This window comes from Actinoplanes philippinensis (genome assembly GCF_900113015.1).
Taxonomy (GTDB): domain Bacteria; phylum Actinomycetota; class Actinomycetes; order Mycobacteriales; family Micromonosporaceae; genus Actinoplanes; species Actinoplanes philippinensis.
Genome location: NZ_FONV01000008.1, coordinates 459,305 through 474,874 on the forward strand (window position 1 = coordinate 459,305; position 15,570 = coordinate 474,874).

The 15,570-nt window shown below is 74.0% G+C and carries 11 protein-coding genes; 5 read left to right on the forward strand and 6 right to left on the reverse strand.

All coding sequences use genetic code 11. From position 1 onward, the window contains the following. Positions 1–5 precede the first annotated feature (5 nt). Both BM290_RS23110 and BM290_RS23115 read right to left on the reverse strand, forming a co-directional pair. Positions 6–1,514 carry an AfsR/SARP family transcriptional regulator gene (locus BM290_RS23110; protein WP_093617339.1) on the reverse strand — a complete coding sequence of 503 codons (1,509 nt, stop codon included), beginning with the start codon at positions 1,512–1,514 and terminating at the stop codon, positions 6–8. Continuing rightward, positions 1,511–4,285 carry an AfsR/SARP family transcriptional regulator gene (locus tag BM290_RS23115; RefSeq protein ID WP_093617341.1) on the reverse strand — a complete coding sequence of 925 codons (2,775 nt, stop codon included), beginning with the start codon at positions 4,283–4,285 and terminating at the stop codon, positions 1,511–1,513. The genes BM290_RS23110 and BM290_RS23115 overlap by 4 nt, the downstream gene beginning before the upstream one ends. A 341-nt stretch (positions 4,286–4,626) precedes the next feature. Here BM290_RS23115 and BM290_RS23120 point away from each other — a divergent pair, with 341 nt between their 5' ends. Beyond that, on the forward strand, positions 4,627–5,472 hold the full coding sequence (locus tag BM290_RS23120; protein ID WP_239143184.1) for an EamA family transporter: 846 nt from the start codon (positions 4,627–4,629) through the stop codon (positions 5,470–5,472). A 121-nt stretch (positions 5,473–5,593) separates the two neighbouring features. Here BM290_RS23120 and BM290_RS23125 read toward each other — a convergent pair whose 3' ends face one another. The 3 genes from BM290_RS23125 to BM290_RS23135 form a co-directional block, all read right to left on the reverse strand. Continuing rightward, positions 5,594–6,334 (reverse strand): AfsR/SARP family transcriptional regulator, encoded by a 741-nt coding sequence (locus BM290_RS23125; RefSeq protein WP_093617345.1) that lies wholly within the window; start codon positions 6,332–6,334, stop codon positions 5,594–5,596. Beyond that, the gene (locus tag BM290_RS23130; protein WP_203779000.1) at positions 6,331–6,990 is read right to left on the reverse strand and encodes a hemerythrin domain-containing protein; all 660 of its coding nucleotides are present in this window, start codon (positions 6,988–6,990) and stop codon (positions 6,331–6,333) included. Before BM290_RS23130 ends, BM290_RS23125 begins: the two co-directional genes overlap by 4 nt. Before the next feature lie 148 nt (positions 6,991–7,138). Beyond that, positions 7,139–8,296 (reverse strand): cytochrome P450, encoded by a 1,158-nt coding sequence (locus BM290_RS23135; RefSeq protein WP_177319856.1) that lies wholly within the window; start codon positions 8,294–8,296, stop codon positions 7,139–7,141. A 167-nt stretch (positions 8,297–8,463) separates the two neighbouring features. Between BM290_RS23135 and BM290_RS23140 the strand changes: the two genes are divergently transcribed. From BM290_RS23140 to BM290_RS23150, 3 genes are all read left to right on the forward strand, one after another. Beyond that, positions 8,464–10,584, forward strand: coding sequence for a PhoX family protein (locus BM290_RS23140; protein WP_093617349.1), 2,121 nt, complete (start codon positions 8,464–8,466; stop codon positions 10,582–10,584). A 342-nt stretch (positions 10,585–10,926) separates the two neighbouring features. Continuing rightward, positions 10,927–12,312, forward strand: coding sequence for a glycosyltransferase family 39 protein (locus tag BM290_RS23145; protein ID WP_093617351.1), 1,386 nt, complete (start codon positions 10,927–10,929; stop codon positions 12,310–12,312). 40 nt (positions 12,313–12,352) lie between these two features. Next, a complete protein-coding gene (locus BM290_RS23150; RefSeq protein WP_093617353.1) occupies positions 12,353–13,294 on the forward strand; it encodes a phosphoglycerate dehydrogenase in 942 nt (313 codons plus the stop codon). A 9-nt stretch (positions 13,295–13,303) separates the two neighbouring features. Here BM290_RS23150 and BM290_RS23155 read toward each other — a convergent pair whose 3' ends face one another. Then, positions 13,304–13,870, reverse strand: coding sequence for a helix-turn-helix domain-containing protein (locus BM290_RS23155; RefSeq protein ID WP_093617355.1), 567 nt, complete (start codon positions 13,868–13,870; stop codon positions 13,304–13,306). A gap of 82 nt (positions 13,871–13,952) precedes the next feature. On the opposite strand from BM290_RS23155, the gene BM290_RS23160 reads away from it, so the two are divergent. After that, on the forward strand, positions 13,953–15,530 hold the full coding sequence (locus tag BM290_RS23160) for a bifunctional NAD(P)/FAD-dependent oxidoreductase/class I SAM-dependent methyltransferase (protein ID WP_093617357.1): 1,578 nt from the start codon (positions 13,953–13,955) through the stop codon (positions 15,528–15,530). Positions 15,531–15,570 lie beyond the last annotated feature (40 nt).

Genomic DNA, 15,570 nt, shown 5'->3' on the forward strand with positions numbered 1-15,570 from the left:
GGAGATCAGCCGCCGGCGACCGCGTCCAAGCCTTCCTCCTCGGCCAGTTCCTCGGCCACCGCCGACAGCGGGAACCCGCCCGCCCGCGCGCACACCACCGCCAGCGCCAGCGGCAGGCCACCACAGCGGGCGATCACCGCGTCCCGCGCCCGTGGCTCGGCGTCGACCAGCGCCGCGCCCAGCCGAGCCCGCAGATAGGCGGCCGCCTCGGCGGCGTCGAAGACGTCCAGCTCACACGTCGGCGCGCCCAGCTCGGCGAGCCGGTTGCGGCTGGTCACCACCACCGTGCAGCCGGGGGCGCCGGGCAACAGCGGCCGGACCTGCTCCGCGGTCTGCGCGTTGTCCAGCACGAGCAGCATCCGCCGGCCGTCCAGCAGCCCGCGGAACAGCGCCGACCGCTCCGCCTCGCCCGGCGGGATCCGCCGGCCCGGCACCCCCAGCGCGACCAGGAATCCGGCCAGCACGTCAGCCGGCTCCGCGGCCGTCTCCTCCGGCCCGAAACCGCGCAGGTCGGCGTAGAGCTGCCCGTCCGGATGCCGGTCGGCGACCTGATGCGCCCACCGGACGGCCAGGGTGGTCTTGCCGATCCCGCCCGGCCCGGTGATCACGGTCAACGGCGCGCCGCGCCCGGTCAGGACGGCCAGCTCGGCCTCCCGTGCGGCGAACGTGGCGGCGGTCCGGGGAAGCTGCGCCGGCCGTACGGTGAACTCGTCCGGCGCGTGCTCCGCCCCGACGTCGAGCAGCCGCTCCCGTACCTCGCCACGTCGCAGCCGGATCGCCTGCTCCAGCTCGGCCAGCGCCGGCTCCGGGTCCAGCCCCAGCTCCTCGGCGAGCAGCGCACGATGCCGGTTCAGCACCGTCAGCGCCTCCGCGTCCCGGTCGGCGGCCCACAGTCCCAGCGCGTACAGCCACCAGGACAGCCCCCGCAGCGGATGCTCCGCGGCCAGCTCCCCGGCGGCCGCGATCGCCGCCTCGGCGCGACCCAGCTTGAGCAGGCAGGCGATCGATCGCTCCCGGCCGGCCAGCCGTGCCTCACGCAGCCGGGTGGCCTCCGCCTGCGCCCACGGCGCCGTCCCGAACCCGGCGTACGGCTCGCCGGCCCACCGGTCCAGGGCGGCGCGCAGGATCGCCAGCGCCTGCTCCGCGGTCAGCTCCCGGGCCTGTTCCTGGACACTGTGCACCGCGCGTTCCAGGCACCACGCGTCGACGGCCTCCACGGGAAGGCTCAGCGAGTACCCCACCGGATCGCTGACCAGGACGGTGCCGGCGGCGCGCGGCGCGCGTCGCGGTTCCAGGAGCTTGCGCAACCGCGAGATGTACGCGTGCAGCGTGGCCAGGGCCGACGAGGGCGGACTGTCGCCCCAGAGCTCGTCGACGATCCGGTCCACCGGGACCGTCCGGCCGTTCGCGGCCACCAGCATCGCCAGCACGGCCCGCTGCCGGGGCCCGCCCAGCGCCACCGGCGCTCCGTCCACCAGCGCCCGCAACGGGCCCAGCACCCGGACCTCGATCACGACCCGGACCCCGAGCCCAGCACCGCACGCAGCCGGGCCACGTCGTGGTACCGGGCCGTCGATGCCAGCTCCTGCGCCTGCTCACGCACCCGCTCGGCGGCCGCACCGTCCCCGGCGCCGGTGTGCACCAGGTAGAGCCCGATCAGCGGGTCCATCCGGTGCTCGGCCACGTCACCGTGCTCGTCGAGCACCCGCTGGAACGCCGCGACCGCCCCGCCCGGGTCGCCCGCGGCCCGCCGCAGATAGCCCAGGTTCAGCAGCGCCTCCGCGGCGTGCTGACTGTTGCCGCCGGCCACGTGCTCGTCCACGGCCTCGCCGATCAGCCCCGCGGCCCCGCTCGCGTCACCGTCCTCGTAGAACCGCCACCACGCGATCGTCAGCATGGTCCGGGCCGTCCCGATGTGCGCCGTCGGGCCGTAGACCGGATCGTCCAGCGCGGCCCGATAATTCTCCAGAGCCTCCAGCGCGTACGGGTACGCCTCCCGTACGGCCTCCCGCTCCGGCGTCCCGATGTAGCCGGTGATCGACGTGACCAGCGCGATCAGCCCCTGCGCGATGCTGATCGGCAGACCGGCCTCCCGTGCCGACGCGATCACCCGCTCCAGCAACGGCCGGGCGGCGTCCCCCTCGTTGCGCCACAGGTGCCCCCGCGCCATCAGGAAGAGCAGGTACCGCTTCCACCATCCCAGCCCGTCCCGCTCGGCGACCGCGGCGGCCCGCCGGCACAGCTCGATCGAGTCGTCCACGAAGAACCGGAAATCCTGCTGGTACGGGCAGAGCACCCCGGCCAGTGGACCCAGATACCGATCGGGGGCGACCGCGGCCAGCGCCATCACGTTGTCGTAGGCGCCGGCCATCCACGCCAGCGCGGCCGCCGGATCGGCGAACTCCTCCGGGGCCACGTCCGCGGCCGGCTCACCGGCGATGTCCGGGATCGGGTAGGTCATGTACCGCTTGGCCGCGTTGTTCGCCGAATGCAGATGGTGCTCGACCAGCCGGCGGATCACGTCGTCACGGGCGGCGGCGTCGTCCTCCTCGTCCGCGGCCCGCGCCGCGTATGTCCGGAGCAGATCGTGGAAGACGAACCGGCCCGGCAGCCGTTCGTCGAGCAGGTGCGCGTCGGTGAGCCGGCGCAGCACCGCCCGGGTGGCCGGCCGGCTCGCCCCGCTCACACTGACCGCCGCCGCCAGCGTCACATCCGGCCCGGGATGCAGCGCCAACCGCCGGAACAGCTCCGCCGCCTCGCTCGGCAGCTGCCGGTACGACCAGGAGAACACCGACCACAGGTCGGGCAGCGACCCGTGCTCCAGATCCTCGGCCACCGCCGCCATTGGGAACCCGCCGGCCCGCGCGCACACCACGGCCAGCGCCAGCGGCAGCCCGCCGCACCGCGCCACGATCACGTCGCGTGCCGCCGGGTCGGCGTCCACCACCGCCGCGCCGAGTCGTTCGCGCAGGTAGGAGCGGGAGTCGGCCGCGTCGAAGACGTCCAGCGGTACGATCCGGGCGCTGTCCGACACCACCAGCCCGCTCATCCGGTCCCGGCTGGTCACCACCACCGCGCAGCCGTCCGCGCCGGGCAGCAGCGGACGGACCTGCTCCGCGTCGTGCGCGTTGTCCAGCACCAGCAGCACCCGGCGCCCGGCCAGCACACTGCGCAGCAGCGCGGTCCGCTCCGCCTGACCCGGCGGGATCCGCTGATCCGGCACGCCGAGCGCGGTCAGGAACCCGGCCAGCACCTCACCCGGCGCCGCCGGCACGCCTTCCGGGCCGAACCCGCGCAGGTCGGCGTAGAGCCGCCCGTCCGGATAGCGGGGCGCGACCTGATGCGCCCAGCGCACCGCCAGCGCCGTCTTGCCCACGCCGCCCGTCCCGGTGATCACCAGCAGGCCGTCGGGATGCCGGCTCAGCTCGGCCAGCTTCGCCTCCCGGGCCGCGAAGCCGACCGGCGCCCGGGGCAACTGCGCGGGCAGCACCCGCTCGGCCGGCGCCGTGCCGAGCACCTCGTGCAGCATCGACTGCCGCTGCTCCAGGATCGCCCGCTCCAGCTCGCCGATCGACGGATCCGGTGACAGGCCGAGCTCGGCGGTGAGCAGCCGCCGGTGCCGGCGCAGCGCGTGCAGAGCCTCGGCGGACCGGTGCGCGGCCCACAGCGCCAGCGCGTACAGCCACCAGGCGCGGCTGCGCAACGGCTCCGCCTCGGCGAGCCCCTGAGCGGCCGGCACGGCGTCGCCTGCGTGGCCCAGCCGCAGCTTCGCCAGCACCTCACGCTCCCGCGCCAGCCGGTGCACACCGGTCAGCCGGGTGATCTCGGCCCGCGCCCACGGCTCCCCGGCGAACCGGGCGAACGGGGCGCCCCGCCAGCGCGCCAGCGCCTTCCGCAACAGCGTGGCCGCTTCCTCGGCGTCCTCCACCGCCTCCGGCGCACCGTCGACGTCCCGGACGAACCCCCAGGCGTCCACGGCGTCCTCGGGCAGCCGCAGAGCGTACCCATTGCCGTCGCTGACCAGCACCCGGGCCGGCGTCCGCGGCGCCCGATCCGGTTCCAGCGCGCGGCGCAACCGGGAGACGTACGCCTGCAGCGAGGCCAGCGGCTGCGGAGGCGGGTCGCCCGCCCACACCTGAGCCACGATCCGCTCCACCGGCACCACCCGGCCGCGCGCCGCCACCAGCATGGCCAGCACCGCCTGCTGCCGGTGACCGCCGAGCGCGACGGGCCGCCCACCGACCAGCACCTCCATCGGGCCGAGCACCCGAATCTCGGTCTGCATCCGCCAAGCCCTCCGCTCGCGACCGCCGTCCCACGCCGCCCCACTGCCTCGCGCCGTCCCGCGCCGCGCTGCCGTGCGGGGGCGGCCGGTCCCGCAGCCGGACGGAACCTGACGCAGAGTCACCGCGGGCCGGTTCGTCCCGAGATCTTAGGCGCACTGACGAGTCGTTCCCGTTTCCGAAGCGGACAGCGTCGGGAACGCGACAATCTTCCCCGTCTCGGGGTTTTTCCATCGTCAATCGCCTGTCGACGCTTCTGTCCGGCAATGGAGCACGGGGCTCGCCGTGCACCGGCCGGGCGGGTCCCGCACGATCCGGCCGGGGAAGCGGGAGTCACAGAGCGTTGAGTGCGACATGGGTGCTGGCCGGTCTCGCGGCGGCGGCGTGGGGGTCCTCGGACTTCATCGCCGGGTTCTGCGCACGGCGGCTGCCGGTCCGCTCGCTGCTGATCGGCTCGAAACTGACCGGCATGCTGCTCGCCCTGCTCCATGTGGCCGGACGGGCCGAGCCACTGCCGGGCGGGGTACGTCTCCTGGCGCTCAGCGCCGTCGCCGGGACGATCGGGGTCCCTTCGATGGGGCTGCTCTACCGGGCCATGCGCGACGGATCCCTCACCGTGGTCGCCCCGGTCGCGGCCGGCGCGGCTCTGGTCCCGGTCGGGTGGGGCCTGCTGCACGGCGAACGGCTCGGCGCCGGCGGCGTGATCGGCGCGACCGCCGCCCTCACCGGGATCACCCTGGCCAGCTGGCCTGTCGACCACCCGGCGGGACCCCGGCGCCGGCCCGCGGTGTGGTGCGCGACCGGCGCCGCCGCCGGCTTCGGAACCTTCTTCGTGCTGCTGCACGAGGCCGCTCCCGACGATCCGTACACGGCCACCGCGTACGCCCTGATCTCCGGTGGTCTCGCCGGCCTCGCGCTGCTCGCCGTCACCGGCCGGCAGGCCCTGCGCCGTGTCCCACCCCGGTTGTCGATCTTCCCGGTCGTCGTCGGCGTGCTGGAGACGGCCGCTGACAGCGCGTTCGCCCTCTCCGCGGCCGGTGCGGCCATCGGCGCCGCAGCGATCGTCGCGTCCCTCTACCCGGCGGTGACCGTGCTGCTCAACCGGGTGGTCCTCGGGGAGAGACTGCCGGCCGTGCACCTGTGCGGGGTGGTGAGCGCACTGGCCGGAGTCGCGTGCCTGGCCGGCTGAGCGGGCGGCCGGGCACCGTGCCCACCACCGGATTCGTGGGGAGTCCGGCGGGCACGAGAAGCGGGCGGCCGGGTTCGTGACGACCCCGGCCGCCCGCCGCCACCCACGTTCAGCACACCGGTCAGCCGGCGCCCAGCAGGATTCGCTGGTGGAGGGCCTGCAGCTCGGGGGTGGGCTCCACGCCCAGCTCGTCGGCCAGGGTGCGGCGCACCTGGCGGTAGTGGGCCAGCGCGTCGGCCTGCCGCCCGCCCCGGTAGAGGGCGGTCATCAGCAGGGCGTGGCAGCGTTCGCGCAGGGGGTCCTCGGCGACCATGGCCCGCAGGTCGGCGATCGCCTCGGTGTGGCCGCCGGTCTCCACGGTCAGGGCCACCAGGTCGAGGGCCGCGCCGCGGCACAGTTCGGCGAGGCGGGCCCGCTGACCGTCCACGTAGCCGCCGGCCGCGCCGGACAGCGGGGTGCCCCGGTGCAGGTCGACGGCGGCCCGCAGGTGCGTGATGGCCTCCGGTTTGTCGTCGCGGCGCATCGCGTCGGCGGCACGGGCGGTGTGCTGCCGGAAGACCTCCACGTCCAGGGAGCCGGCGGGGGCGGTCAGCACGTAGCCGCCGCCGATCCAGTCGATGCGGACGCCGGTGGCGACCGGGAGCAGGCGGCGCAGCCGGGAGAGGTACGTCCGGACGGTCGCGACCGCGGCGACCGGTGGGTCCTCCGGCCAGATCGCGTCGATCAGCTCGTCCATGGTGGTCAGCAGGCCTTCGCGGAGCAGCAGCACGGCCAGGGTGGTGCGCTGCTGCGGCGACCCGAGCGACAACTCGGCCCCGTCCCGCCAGGCCCGGACCGGCCCCAGCAGGGAGAAGGCGATCATCGCGTCCCGCCGCGCAGCGCGGCCATCTGGCGGCGGTACTGCCGCTGCCCGAACAGCTTCCACAGCACCCGCCCGGGGGCCGGCACCTTGGCCAGGAAGAACGCCCGCTCCTCGTCGGTGGCCTCCTCCAGGATCGCCCCGAGCGCCAGGAACACCTTGTCCTTCGGCAGGTTCTCCAGGCCGGCCTTGCCGACCTTCTCCCACTCGTCGGGTTCGAGGTGTTCCTCGACCAGCGGCATGACCAGTTCCTCCTCGTCGTGGAGGTGTTCCAGCAGGACCCGCTGGTGGTCGGCGACACTGTCGGCCAGCAGGTCGCGCTCGGTCTCGCCGGCCGTCTCCTCCCACGCGCCGAGGCGGGCGGTGACCTCGGCGAGGGTGGCGTCGAGCGCGTGGTGCTGCATCTCCATCCGGTCGACGAGCTCCTGGTGGAGGGTGACCCGCTCGTGCAGCAGCGGCCAGATCAGGGCGTCCTCGGTGGCGTGGTGGTGGTGCAGCCCACCGATGTACTCGCGGGTCCACTGACCCAGCCGGCGCGCGCGGGCGACGTCCCCGGTCCCGGTGGTGCTGACGAAGCGCCGCAGCTGGGCGGCCTCGCGACGGAACACCCGGTGGATCATCACCATCTCGCGGGTGTACGGCCTGGTCGTGACGGGCACGGTATTACTCCTCGGTGGATCGTCGCGGAGAACCCCGGCCGATCGCGGCCGCTGCCTCACGGGGGTGGAGGCAGCGGCCACGACCGGCCGGGGGTTCCTGTCGCGGACAGTCTCACCGGAGCCACTTGACGGCCACTTGCAAAACTCGTCAGCGACGGGTCAAGCGCACCCGCAGCCCGGCCGGCGACACGGTGAACGCGACCCGCTCGCGGGGGCGGCTCGCCGGGTCCGGGGCGAGGTCGAAGTCCCGCACGATCAGGGCGACCACCAGCGTCGCCTCCAGCAGGGCCAGGCCGCGGCCGGGGCAGGACCGCGGACCGGCGCCGAACGGCAGGTGCCGTAGATCACCCTGGCGCGCGGCGGCCGGGTCGAGCCAGCGGTCCGGCCGGAACCGGCCCGGTTCGGGGAACCGGCGGGTGTCGCGGCGGGAGCCGTACGTCATCAGGGTCCAGATCGGGGTGCCCGGCCCGACGCGCAGCCGCGGGCCGTCGCCGCCGGGCAGCTCGGTCTCCTCGGCGGCCTCGACGACCGTCAGCGACGCGACCGGGTGCAGCCGCAGCGCCTCCCGCACCGCGCCATTGGTGTACGCGAGAGCCCGTACCGCCGAGGGGTCTGCCGGAGGACGGCCGCCGAGCGCGGCAGCCACCTCGGCCCGCAGCCGTCCCTGCGCCGCCGTGTCCGCCGCCAGGTGATGCAGCGTCCAGGCGATCGCCGACGCCGTGGTGTCCTCCCCGGCCAGCAACATGGTCAGCACGTTGCCGAACAGCTCCGCCGGGGTGAACGGCTCCTCACCGCCGGGTGTCGACACGAGCGATTCGAGAACCGTCCGCGGGGCCGCGCCGGACGTCATCCGCTCGCGGGCGGCCACGGTGCGTATGCGGATCAGCCGGTCCAATTCCCTCAGCATCGTGGCGAGCCGCCGGTCGGCGGGCAGGCGCACCCACCGCCAGTACGGCACCGGCACGCTCATCCGCCGGTTGATCGCCGGCAGCAGCGTCGGCAGCAGCGTGGCGAGGCGGCCCCTCGGGTTCTCCAGCGAGTTGAGGTCGTGGCCGCAGGCCGGCGCGAACGTCACGTCCAGGGTGTAGCGCCGCAGGTCGGGCAGGACCGCGACGCTGCCGCCGGGCGCCCACAACGAGGCCAGCCGGCCGGCCCCGGTGAGCAGGGCCGGGAAGTATCCGGCCAGGTGGGCCGGATGGAGACCCCGGTGCGGCCGGCCGTCGCGCATCAGATCGGGCAGGTTGCCGAGGGCGGGCAGCGGCGGCGGCCCGGGCAGGCCACGGACAGTCACGGTGGGGCTCGTCACGGGGGGCATCGTGCGGCTCGGGAATGGACGCCGGATAAACGTGACGGAGGTTCATGCCTCGTTCACCTTCGATCCACCCGGGCTGGGTGGTCGCCGTACACCTGGGCTTTTAGCGTCCGCTCGAGCCCGTCATCGCGAGGTGACGAGAGACCGAGGAGAACGAACCGATGCCAGACTTCAATCGCCGCCTGCTGCCGCTGCTGGGACACAGTGGCGGCAGCCGGGACGCGATGACCTGTCTGTACCGCTGTGGCAACGCCTGTGACCACCCCGCCCCGAACGGATCGGACAATCCGTACCTGGGCGACGTTGTCAACGCCGAGATGACCCGCCGTGGCGTGGTCCGCGCCGGCGCCGTCGGCGCCATGGTGCTCGGCTTCGGCGGCTCCGCGCTCGCGGCCGCCTCACCGGCCATGGCCGCCCCCGTCGAGACCGCCCCGCTCGGCGGCGCTCTCGGCCACGGCCACCACCCGCAGAAAGCCGGCAAGCTGACCTTCGAGACGGTCGCCCCGAACACCCTGGACCAGGTCAGCATCCCGGCCGGGTACCGCTCGTCCGTGGTGATCCGCTGGGGCGACCCGGTGGTGCCCGGCGCTCCCGCCTTCCAGATCGGCAACCAGACCGCGGCCGCCCAGGCGAAGCAGTTCGGCTACAACAACGACTTCGTCGGTGTCGTGCCGCTGCCGGGCTGCGGGGGCGACCGGGCCCTGCTCGTGGTCAACCACGAGTACACCAACGAGAACCTGATGTTCCCCGGCTTCACCACTCTGGACGCTCTCGGCGTCGAGCAGCTGAAGATCGCCATGGCGGCGCACGGCCTGTCGGTCGTGGAGATCGAGCGGGTCGGGCGTACCGGTGAATGGAAGCCGGTCAAGGGCCGCAAGCTGCGGTACAACCGCCGGATCACCGCGCTGGAGACCGAGTTCAAGCTGACCGGCCCGGTGGCCGGCTCGGCGCTGGTGCGGACCGCCGCCGACCCGGCCGGCAAGATCGTCATCGGTACGCTGAACAACTGCTCCGGTGGCGTCACCCCGTGGGGCACCGTGCTGTCCGGCGAGGAGAACTTCAACCAGTACTTCGTCGGCGGTGACGGCGCTCCGGCCGACGCCAAGCCGAAGCTGGCCCGCTACGGCATCTCCACCACGGCCCGCTACCCGAGCGACAGCCGCAAGTGGGACCGGGCACAGGAGCGTTTCGACCTGGCCAAGCACCCGAACGAGGCGAACCGGTTCGGCTGGATCGTCGAGGTCGACCCGTTCGACCCGGAGGGCCGCCCGCGCAAGCACACCGCGATGGGCCGGCTCAAGCACGAGGGCGCCAACGTCATCGTCGCCAAGAACGGCAAGGTCGTCGCGTACATGGGCGACGACGAGCGCTTCGACTACCTGTACAAGTTCGTGTCGGACAAGAAGTACATCGACAGCGACGCGCCGTGGGCCCGTAAGCACAACCTGACGCTGCTGGAGTCGGGCACCCTCTACGTCGCCAAGGTCACCGGCGACAGCGACCCGGCCGAGATCGACGGCACCGGCAAGCTGCCCGCCGACGGCAGGTTCGACGGCAAGGGCCAGTGGATCAAGCTGGTCTCCGGCAACACCTCGTTCGTGCCCGGCTTCACCGCCGTCGACGTGCTCACCTTCACCCGGCTCGCCGGCGACGCGGTCGGCGCCACCAAGATGGACCGTCCCGAGGACGTCCAGCCGAGCCTGCGTACCGGCAAGATCTACGCGGCGATGACCAACAACACCAACCGTGGTGTCGGCACGAACGCCAAGCCGGACGAGGCGAACCCGCGCAACGCGAACAAGCACGGCCACATCTTCGAGATCACCGAGGACCGCGGCGACCACACCGGCACCGGCTTCACCTGGCAGCTGCCGATCGTGTGCGGCGACCCGGCCGCCGCCGACACCTACTTCGGCGGCTACGACAAGACCGCGGTCTCCCCGATCTCCTGCCCGGACAACGTCGCCTTCGACAGCGCCGGCAACCTGTGGATCTCCACCGACGGCAACGCGCTCGGCAGCAACGACGGCCTGTTCGCCACGCCGATCGAGGGCAAGGAGCGCGGCCACCTGCGCCAGTTCCTGACCGTGCCCAAGGGCGCCGAGACCTGCGGCCCGTTCATCACCTCCGACGACAAGTCGGTCTTCGTGGCGGTCCAGCACCCCGGCGAGATCACCGGCGCGTCGGTCGAGAAGCCGGCGTCGGTGTGGCCCGACGGCGGCTTCGCCAAGCCCGGCGTCGTCGTCACCTGGCACAAGGACGGCCGCCCGATCGGCAGCTGACCCGGCACCCGGAGCGGCCGTGGCCCGGGCCACGGCCGCTCCGGCGTTTCCGGCGAGCCTCCGGCCGTACCCGGCGGAGATTTGTCCTCCGCCGCGTCGACCTCACGCGATCGTGCCAATCGCGTCGAATGGGGTTGGCTGGGCGAATCCCGGAGGCCAGGGTGGGTCGGGTACATGCGCCGAACACCGCGGGGGTGACGGATCGTGACCGAATCCTGGACCACGACCAGATCGAGGACTGCACCAGCACAGCGGACACCGTCGGACGGTCCACCGGCCGACGCCCCGCCATCGCCGCCCGGACGGGCGTCACCGCGCGACCTCGGGCGGTTCCTCCCTGTCGTGCCGGGCCTGCTCATGCTCGCGATCGCCCTGGTCGGCGCGGGCCGGCCGGTGCTCAGCTGGGACGAGGTCACCTCGGCGGAGGTCGCCTCCCGGTCGGTGCCGCAGATCCTCGACGTCATTCCCAACATAGACGCCGTATTCGGCCCGTACTACCTTTTCCTCCACTTCTGGACGGCGATCGCCGGAACCGGGGAGGTCACGCTGCGGCTGCCGTCCATCCTGGCCATGGCCGGCGCCGTCACCATCGCCGCCGAGATCGGACGACGACTCTTCACCCCGGCCACCGGCCTGATCGCCGGCGTGCTCCTGTGCTTCGTGCCGAACACCTCGCGGTACGCCGCCGAGGCCCGCCCCTACGCCTTCGCCTGCTTCTTCGCGGCGCTCGCGTTCCTCCTGCTGGCCGGAGCGGTCCGGCAGGGCGGCCGATGGCGATGGACGGGGTACGGCCTGAGCGTCCTGTTCCTCGGCCTCTCCCACCTGATCGCCCTCACCACGCTGGCCGCGCACGCCGCCTACCTCGCCGTCCACGCACGCGACCGGCTGCGGCCCTGGATGGTCACCGCCGGTGTGGCGGTCCTGCCGGTCCTGCCGATCGCCTACCTCGGCACCACGCAGGAGGACACCCAGCTGCACTGGGTCGCGCCGATCACGCTGTCCCGGATCCACGACATGCCCGGTGAGATCACCGGTTCCCGTGAGGTCGCGTGGCTGCTGATCGGCCTCGCCGTCCTCGCCGTGTGGCGGCCCGCCCGGCGCCTGCTGCCGGTCGCCGTCTACGCCGTCGCGCCGCTGGCCGTGGTCGCCGTCGTGTCGGCGCTGATCTCCCCGATGTGGGTCGCCCGCTACCTGCTGGTCGTCCTCACCCCGCTGGCGCTGCTCGCCGCCGTGGCCCTGCTCGCCGGAGAGCGGTCCCGCGCCACGATCGTGCGGGCCGTCGTGGTGGTGCTGCTCCTCGGGTTCGCCGCCGTCCCCGGTGAGCGGGCGGTGCGCCGGCCCACCGCCAAGAACGGCGCCGACTACCGGACCATCGCGAAGATCATCGGCGCGGACGTACGCCCCGGCGACATCATCGTCTACCCGGACGGCAACCGTGCCATCCGCGCCGGAACCGCCTACTACCTGCGCCGCCGGCCCGCCGCACCGGCCGACGTGCTGGTCGAGGTGCCGTCCGCGCGGACCGGATGGCTGATCGCCCACGAGTACGCGGACCCCGTGCCGAAGGTCACCGGCGCCCCGCGGATCTGGCTCGTCATCGCCGACCGGCGCCCCGACCCGCTCACCGCCCGGGCCGATCTGGCGCCGCTGATCACGTCGGGGTATCACCGGGCCGGGTTCTGGCAGCCGAAGAGCGCCACCGTCGCCCTGTACGAGAAGAACAGCTGACCGCTTGGCCCGTCCTCGGCGGGATGGCAGGCTGGCCGCCATGAAGGTTCTGCTGCCCGGCTCCGTCGCGCTCGACCCGGACCTGCCCGAGGGCGTGCACGGCGTCGTCTACGACGTGCACGCCCCGGTGCCGGAGCAGCACACCGACGCCGAGGTCTTCGTGGCCTGGGGCAACTCCGGCGACAACCTGGCCGACGCGGCGCGGCGGCTCAAGGCGGTCCGCTGGGTGCAGACGCTCGCCGCCGGGCCGGACGCGGTGCTGCAGGCCGGGTTCGCCGCGGACGTGGTCGTGACCGCGGGGCTCGGGCTGCACGACCGGACCGTCGCCGAGCACACCCTCGGGCTGGTGCTGGCCGCCGCCCGTCGTCTGAACCTGCTGGTCCGGGCACAGATCGGGCGACGCTGGGCGGGCGAGCTCGGCGGCCTGCAGCCGGTCCGGGACAGCGGATCCTTCCGTACGCTCGGCGACGCGAACGTGGTCGTCTGGGGATTCGGCGGCATAGCGGCCCGGCTCGCGCCCCTGCTGGCCGCCCTCGGGGCGCACGTCACCGGCGTGGCGAGGCATGCGGGGGAGCGGCACGGGTTCCCGGTCGTCACCGCCGGCGCGCTGCCGGAGCTGCTGCCCGCCACCGACCTGCTGATCAGTATCCTGCCCGCCACCCCGGCCACCACGGGCCTGGTCGGCGCCGGGGTGTTCGAGCTGCTGCCCGACCACGCCTGGGTGGTCAACGTCGGCCGCGGCGCCACCCTCGACGAGACCGCCCTGCTGGCCGCGATCCGTTCCGGCCGGCTGGCGGGCGCCGCCCTGGACGTCTTCGAGACCGAGCCGCTGCCGGTGACGTCCGGCCTCTGGGACGAACCCGGCGTGATCATCACCCCGCACGCCGCGGGCGGCCGTCCGGAGGGCGCGTCCGGGCTGCTCAGCGACAACATCGCCGCCTACCGGGAGGGCCGTCCGCTCCGCAACCTCGTCGCCCGCTGAGACGGCGGGTCAGCGCGAACGGGCGCGGACGTGCAGGCGCTCGCCCTGCGGCCCGAAGATGTTGATCAGCTCGGCGGGCTCCGGACCGGCGTTGCCGATCGAGTGCGGCAAACGCGTGTCGAACTCGGCGGCCTCACCCGGGCCGAGCACCAGGTCGTGGTCGCCGAGCAGCAGACGGACCCGACCGGACAGGACGTAGAGCCACTCGTACCCCTCATGGGTCTTCTGTTCCTGCCCGCACGGCGGCGGTCCGGGCGGCAGGATCTGCTTGAAGGCCTGTGGCCCGCCCGGACGGCGGCTGAGCGGGATGAACGTGTGCCCGTCACGCTGGACGGGCCGGGCCCGGACCCGGGGGTCGCCGGTGTCCGGCGCGTCGACCAGCTCGTCGAGGGTCACCTGGTAGGCCTCGGCGAGCGGCAGCAGCAGTTCGAGGGTGGGCCGCCGGGCGCCGGACTCGAGACGGGACAGGGTGCTCACCGAGATGCCGGTGGTCTCGGCCAGCCGGGTGAGAGTGAGGTCCCGCTGCTGTCGTAGTTCGCGCAGCCGGGGACCGACCGCGGTGAGCGCTTTTGCCATAACGGCAACGATAGTTGCCACCCGTCCGAGGTGGGAGCACGGTGGAGCGCAGAGAACGGACGGGCGAGAGAGGAACAACGCCGTGGAGAAGCAGTCGTACGACGTCGTGGTGATCGGTGGCGGCGCGGCCGGCCTGAGCGGGGCGCTGGCGCTCGCCCGGTCACGGCGATCAGTGCTGGTGGTGGACAGCGGCGAGCCGCGCAACGCCCCCGCCGCGCACATGCACAACCTGCTCGGCCGGGACGGGACGCCGCCGGGGGAGCTGCTGGCCGCGGGCCGGGCGGAGATCATCGGGTACGGCGCCGAGGTGGTGACCGGCCGCGCCGAGTCGGCGGCGCGTGACGGCGCCGGGTTCCGGGTGACGCTCGACGACGGCCGGGAGGCCCGCGGCCGGCGGCTGCTGGTCGCGACCGGCCTGGTCGACGAGTTGCCGGACATCCCGGGACTGGCCGGGCGCTGGGGCCGGGACGTGGCGCACTGCCCGTACTGCCACGGGTGGGAGCTGCGCGACCAGCGGATCGGCGTGATCGCCAACGGGCCGCTCAGCGTGGTGCAGGCGCAGATGTGGCGGCAGATCAGCCCGCACGTGCTGATCCTGCTCAACGGCGGCGAGGCGTTCGCGACCGGGCCCTCGGAGGAGCTGGCCGCACGGGGCATCCCGGTGGTGCCGGGCGTCATCGAGGGCCTGCAGCTGTCCGGTGACCGGCTCACCGGCGTACGGCTGGCCGGCGGCGACGTGGTCGCGGTGGACGCCGTCGTGGCCGGGCCGCGGTTCACCGCCCGCTCCGGGGTGCTGGAGTCGCTGGGCCTGGAGGCGGCCGGTTTCGAGATGCACGGCCACCTGCTGGGCCGGCGCATCTCCGCGGACGAGAGCGGCGCCACCACCGTGCCCGGCGTGTGGGTGGCCGGCAACGTGACCAACCTGGGCGCCACCGTGGCGGTCGCCGTCGCCGGCGGCCAGACCGCGGCGGCCGCCATCAACCTGGACCTGATCGCCGAGGACACCCGGGACGCGGTCGCCGCCTACCGGGACCGGATCGCCACCATGTTCACCGAGGACGCCTGGGAGGAGCGCTACCGCGGCAAGGACGCGATCTGGAGCGGCCGCCCCAACCCGGTCCTGGTCACCGAGGTGAGCGGTCTGGCGCCGGGCCGGGCCCTGGACGTCGGCTGCGGCGAGGGCGCCGACGCGGTGTGGCTGGCGAAGCAGGGCTGGGAGGTGACAGGCGTCGACATCTCCACCGTCGCCCTGGGCCGGGCGGCCGGCCACGCCGCCGCCGCGGGGGTCGGCGAGCGGATCACCTTCCGGCACGCGGATCTTCAGGAGGACCGGCCCGATCAGGGGTACGACCTGGTGAGCGCCCAGTTCATGCACCTGCCGCCGGAGCCGCGCCGGGACCTGTACACCCGCCTGGCCGAGGCCGTAGCCCCCGGCGGCACCCTGCTCGTCGTCGGCCACCACCCGTCCGACCTGGCGACCTTCGTGGGCCGGATGCACTTCCCGGACATGCTGTTCACGGCCGAGGAGATCGCCGCGCTGCTCCCGCCGGACGGCTGGAAGATCGTCACCGCGGAGGCCCGGCCCCGCCCGGCCACCGACCCGGAAGGCCGCGAGATCACCATCCACGACGCGGTCCTGGTGGCCCAGCGTCACGCCTGAGCCGTCGCCACGGCCGACCTGTCCGGGCTCCGGCCTGCCG

Coding starts and splice junctions, on each gene's coding strand:
- BM290_RS23115 (WP_093617341.1), bottom strand. CDS start 4,285: ATGCAGACCGAGATTCGGGTGCTCGGCCCGATGGAGGTGCTGGTCGGT.
- BM290_RS23125 (WP_093617345.1), bottom strand. CDS start 6,334: ATGATCGCCTTCTCCCTGCTGGGGCCGGTCCGGGCCTGGCGGGACGGG.
- BM290_RS23140 (WP_093617349.1), top strand. CDS start 8,464: ATGCCAGACTTCAATCGCCGCCTGCTGCCGCTGCTGGGACACAGTGGC.
- BM290_RS23150 (WP_093617353.1), top strand. CDS start 12,353: ATGAAGGTTCTGCTGCCCGGCTCCGTCGCGCTCGACCCGGACCTGCCC.
- BM290_RS23155 (WP_093617355.1), bottom strand. CDS start 13,870: ATGGCAAAAGCGCTCACCGCGGTCGGTCCCCGGCTGCGCGAACTACGA.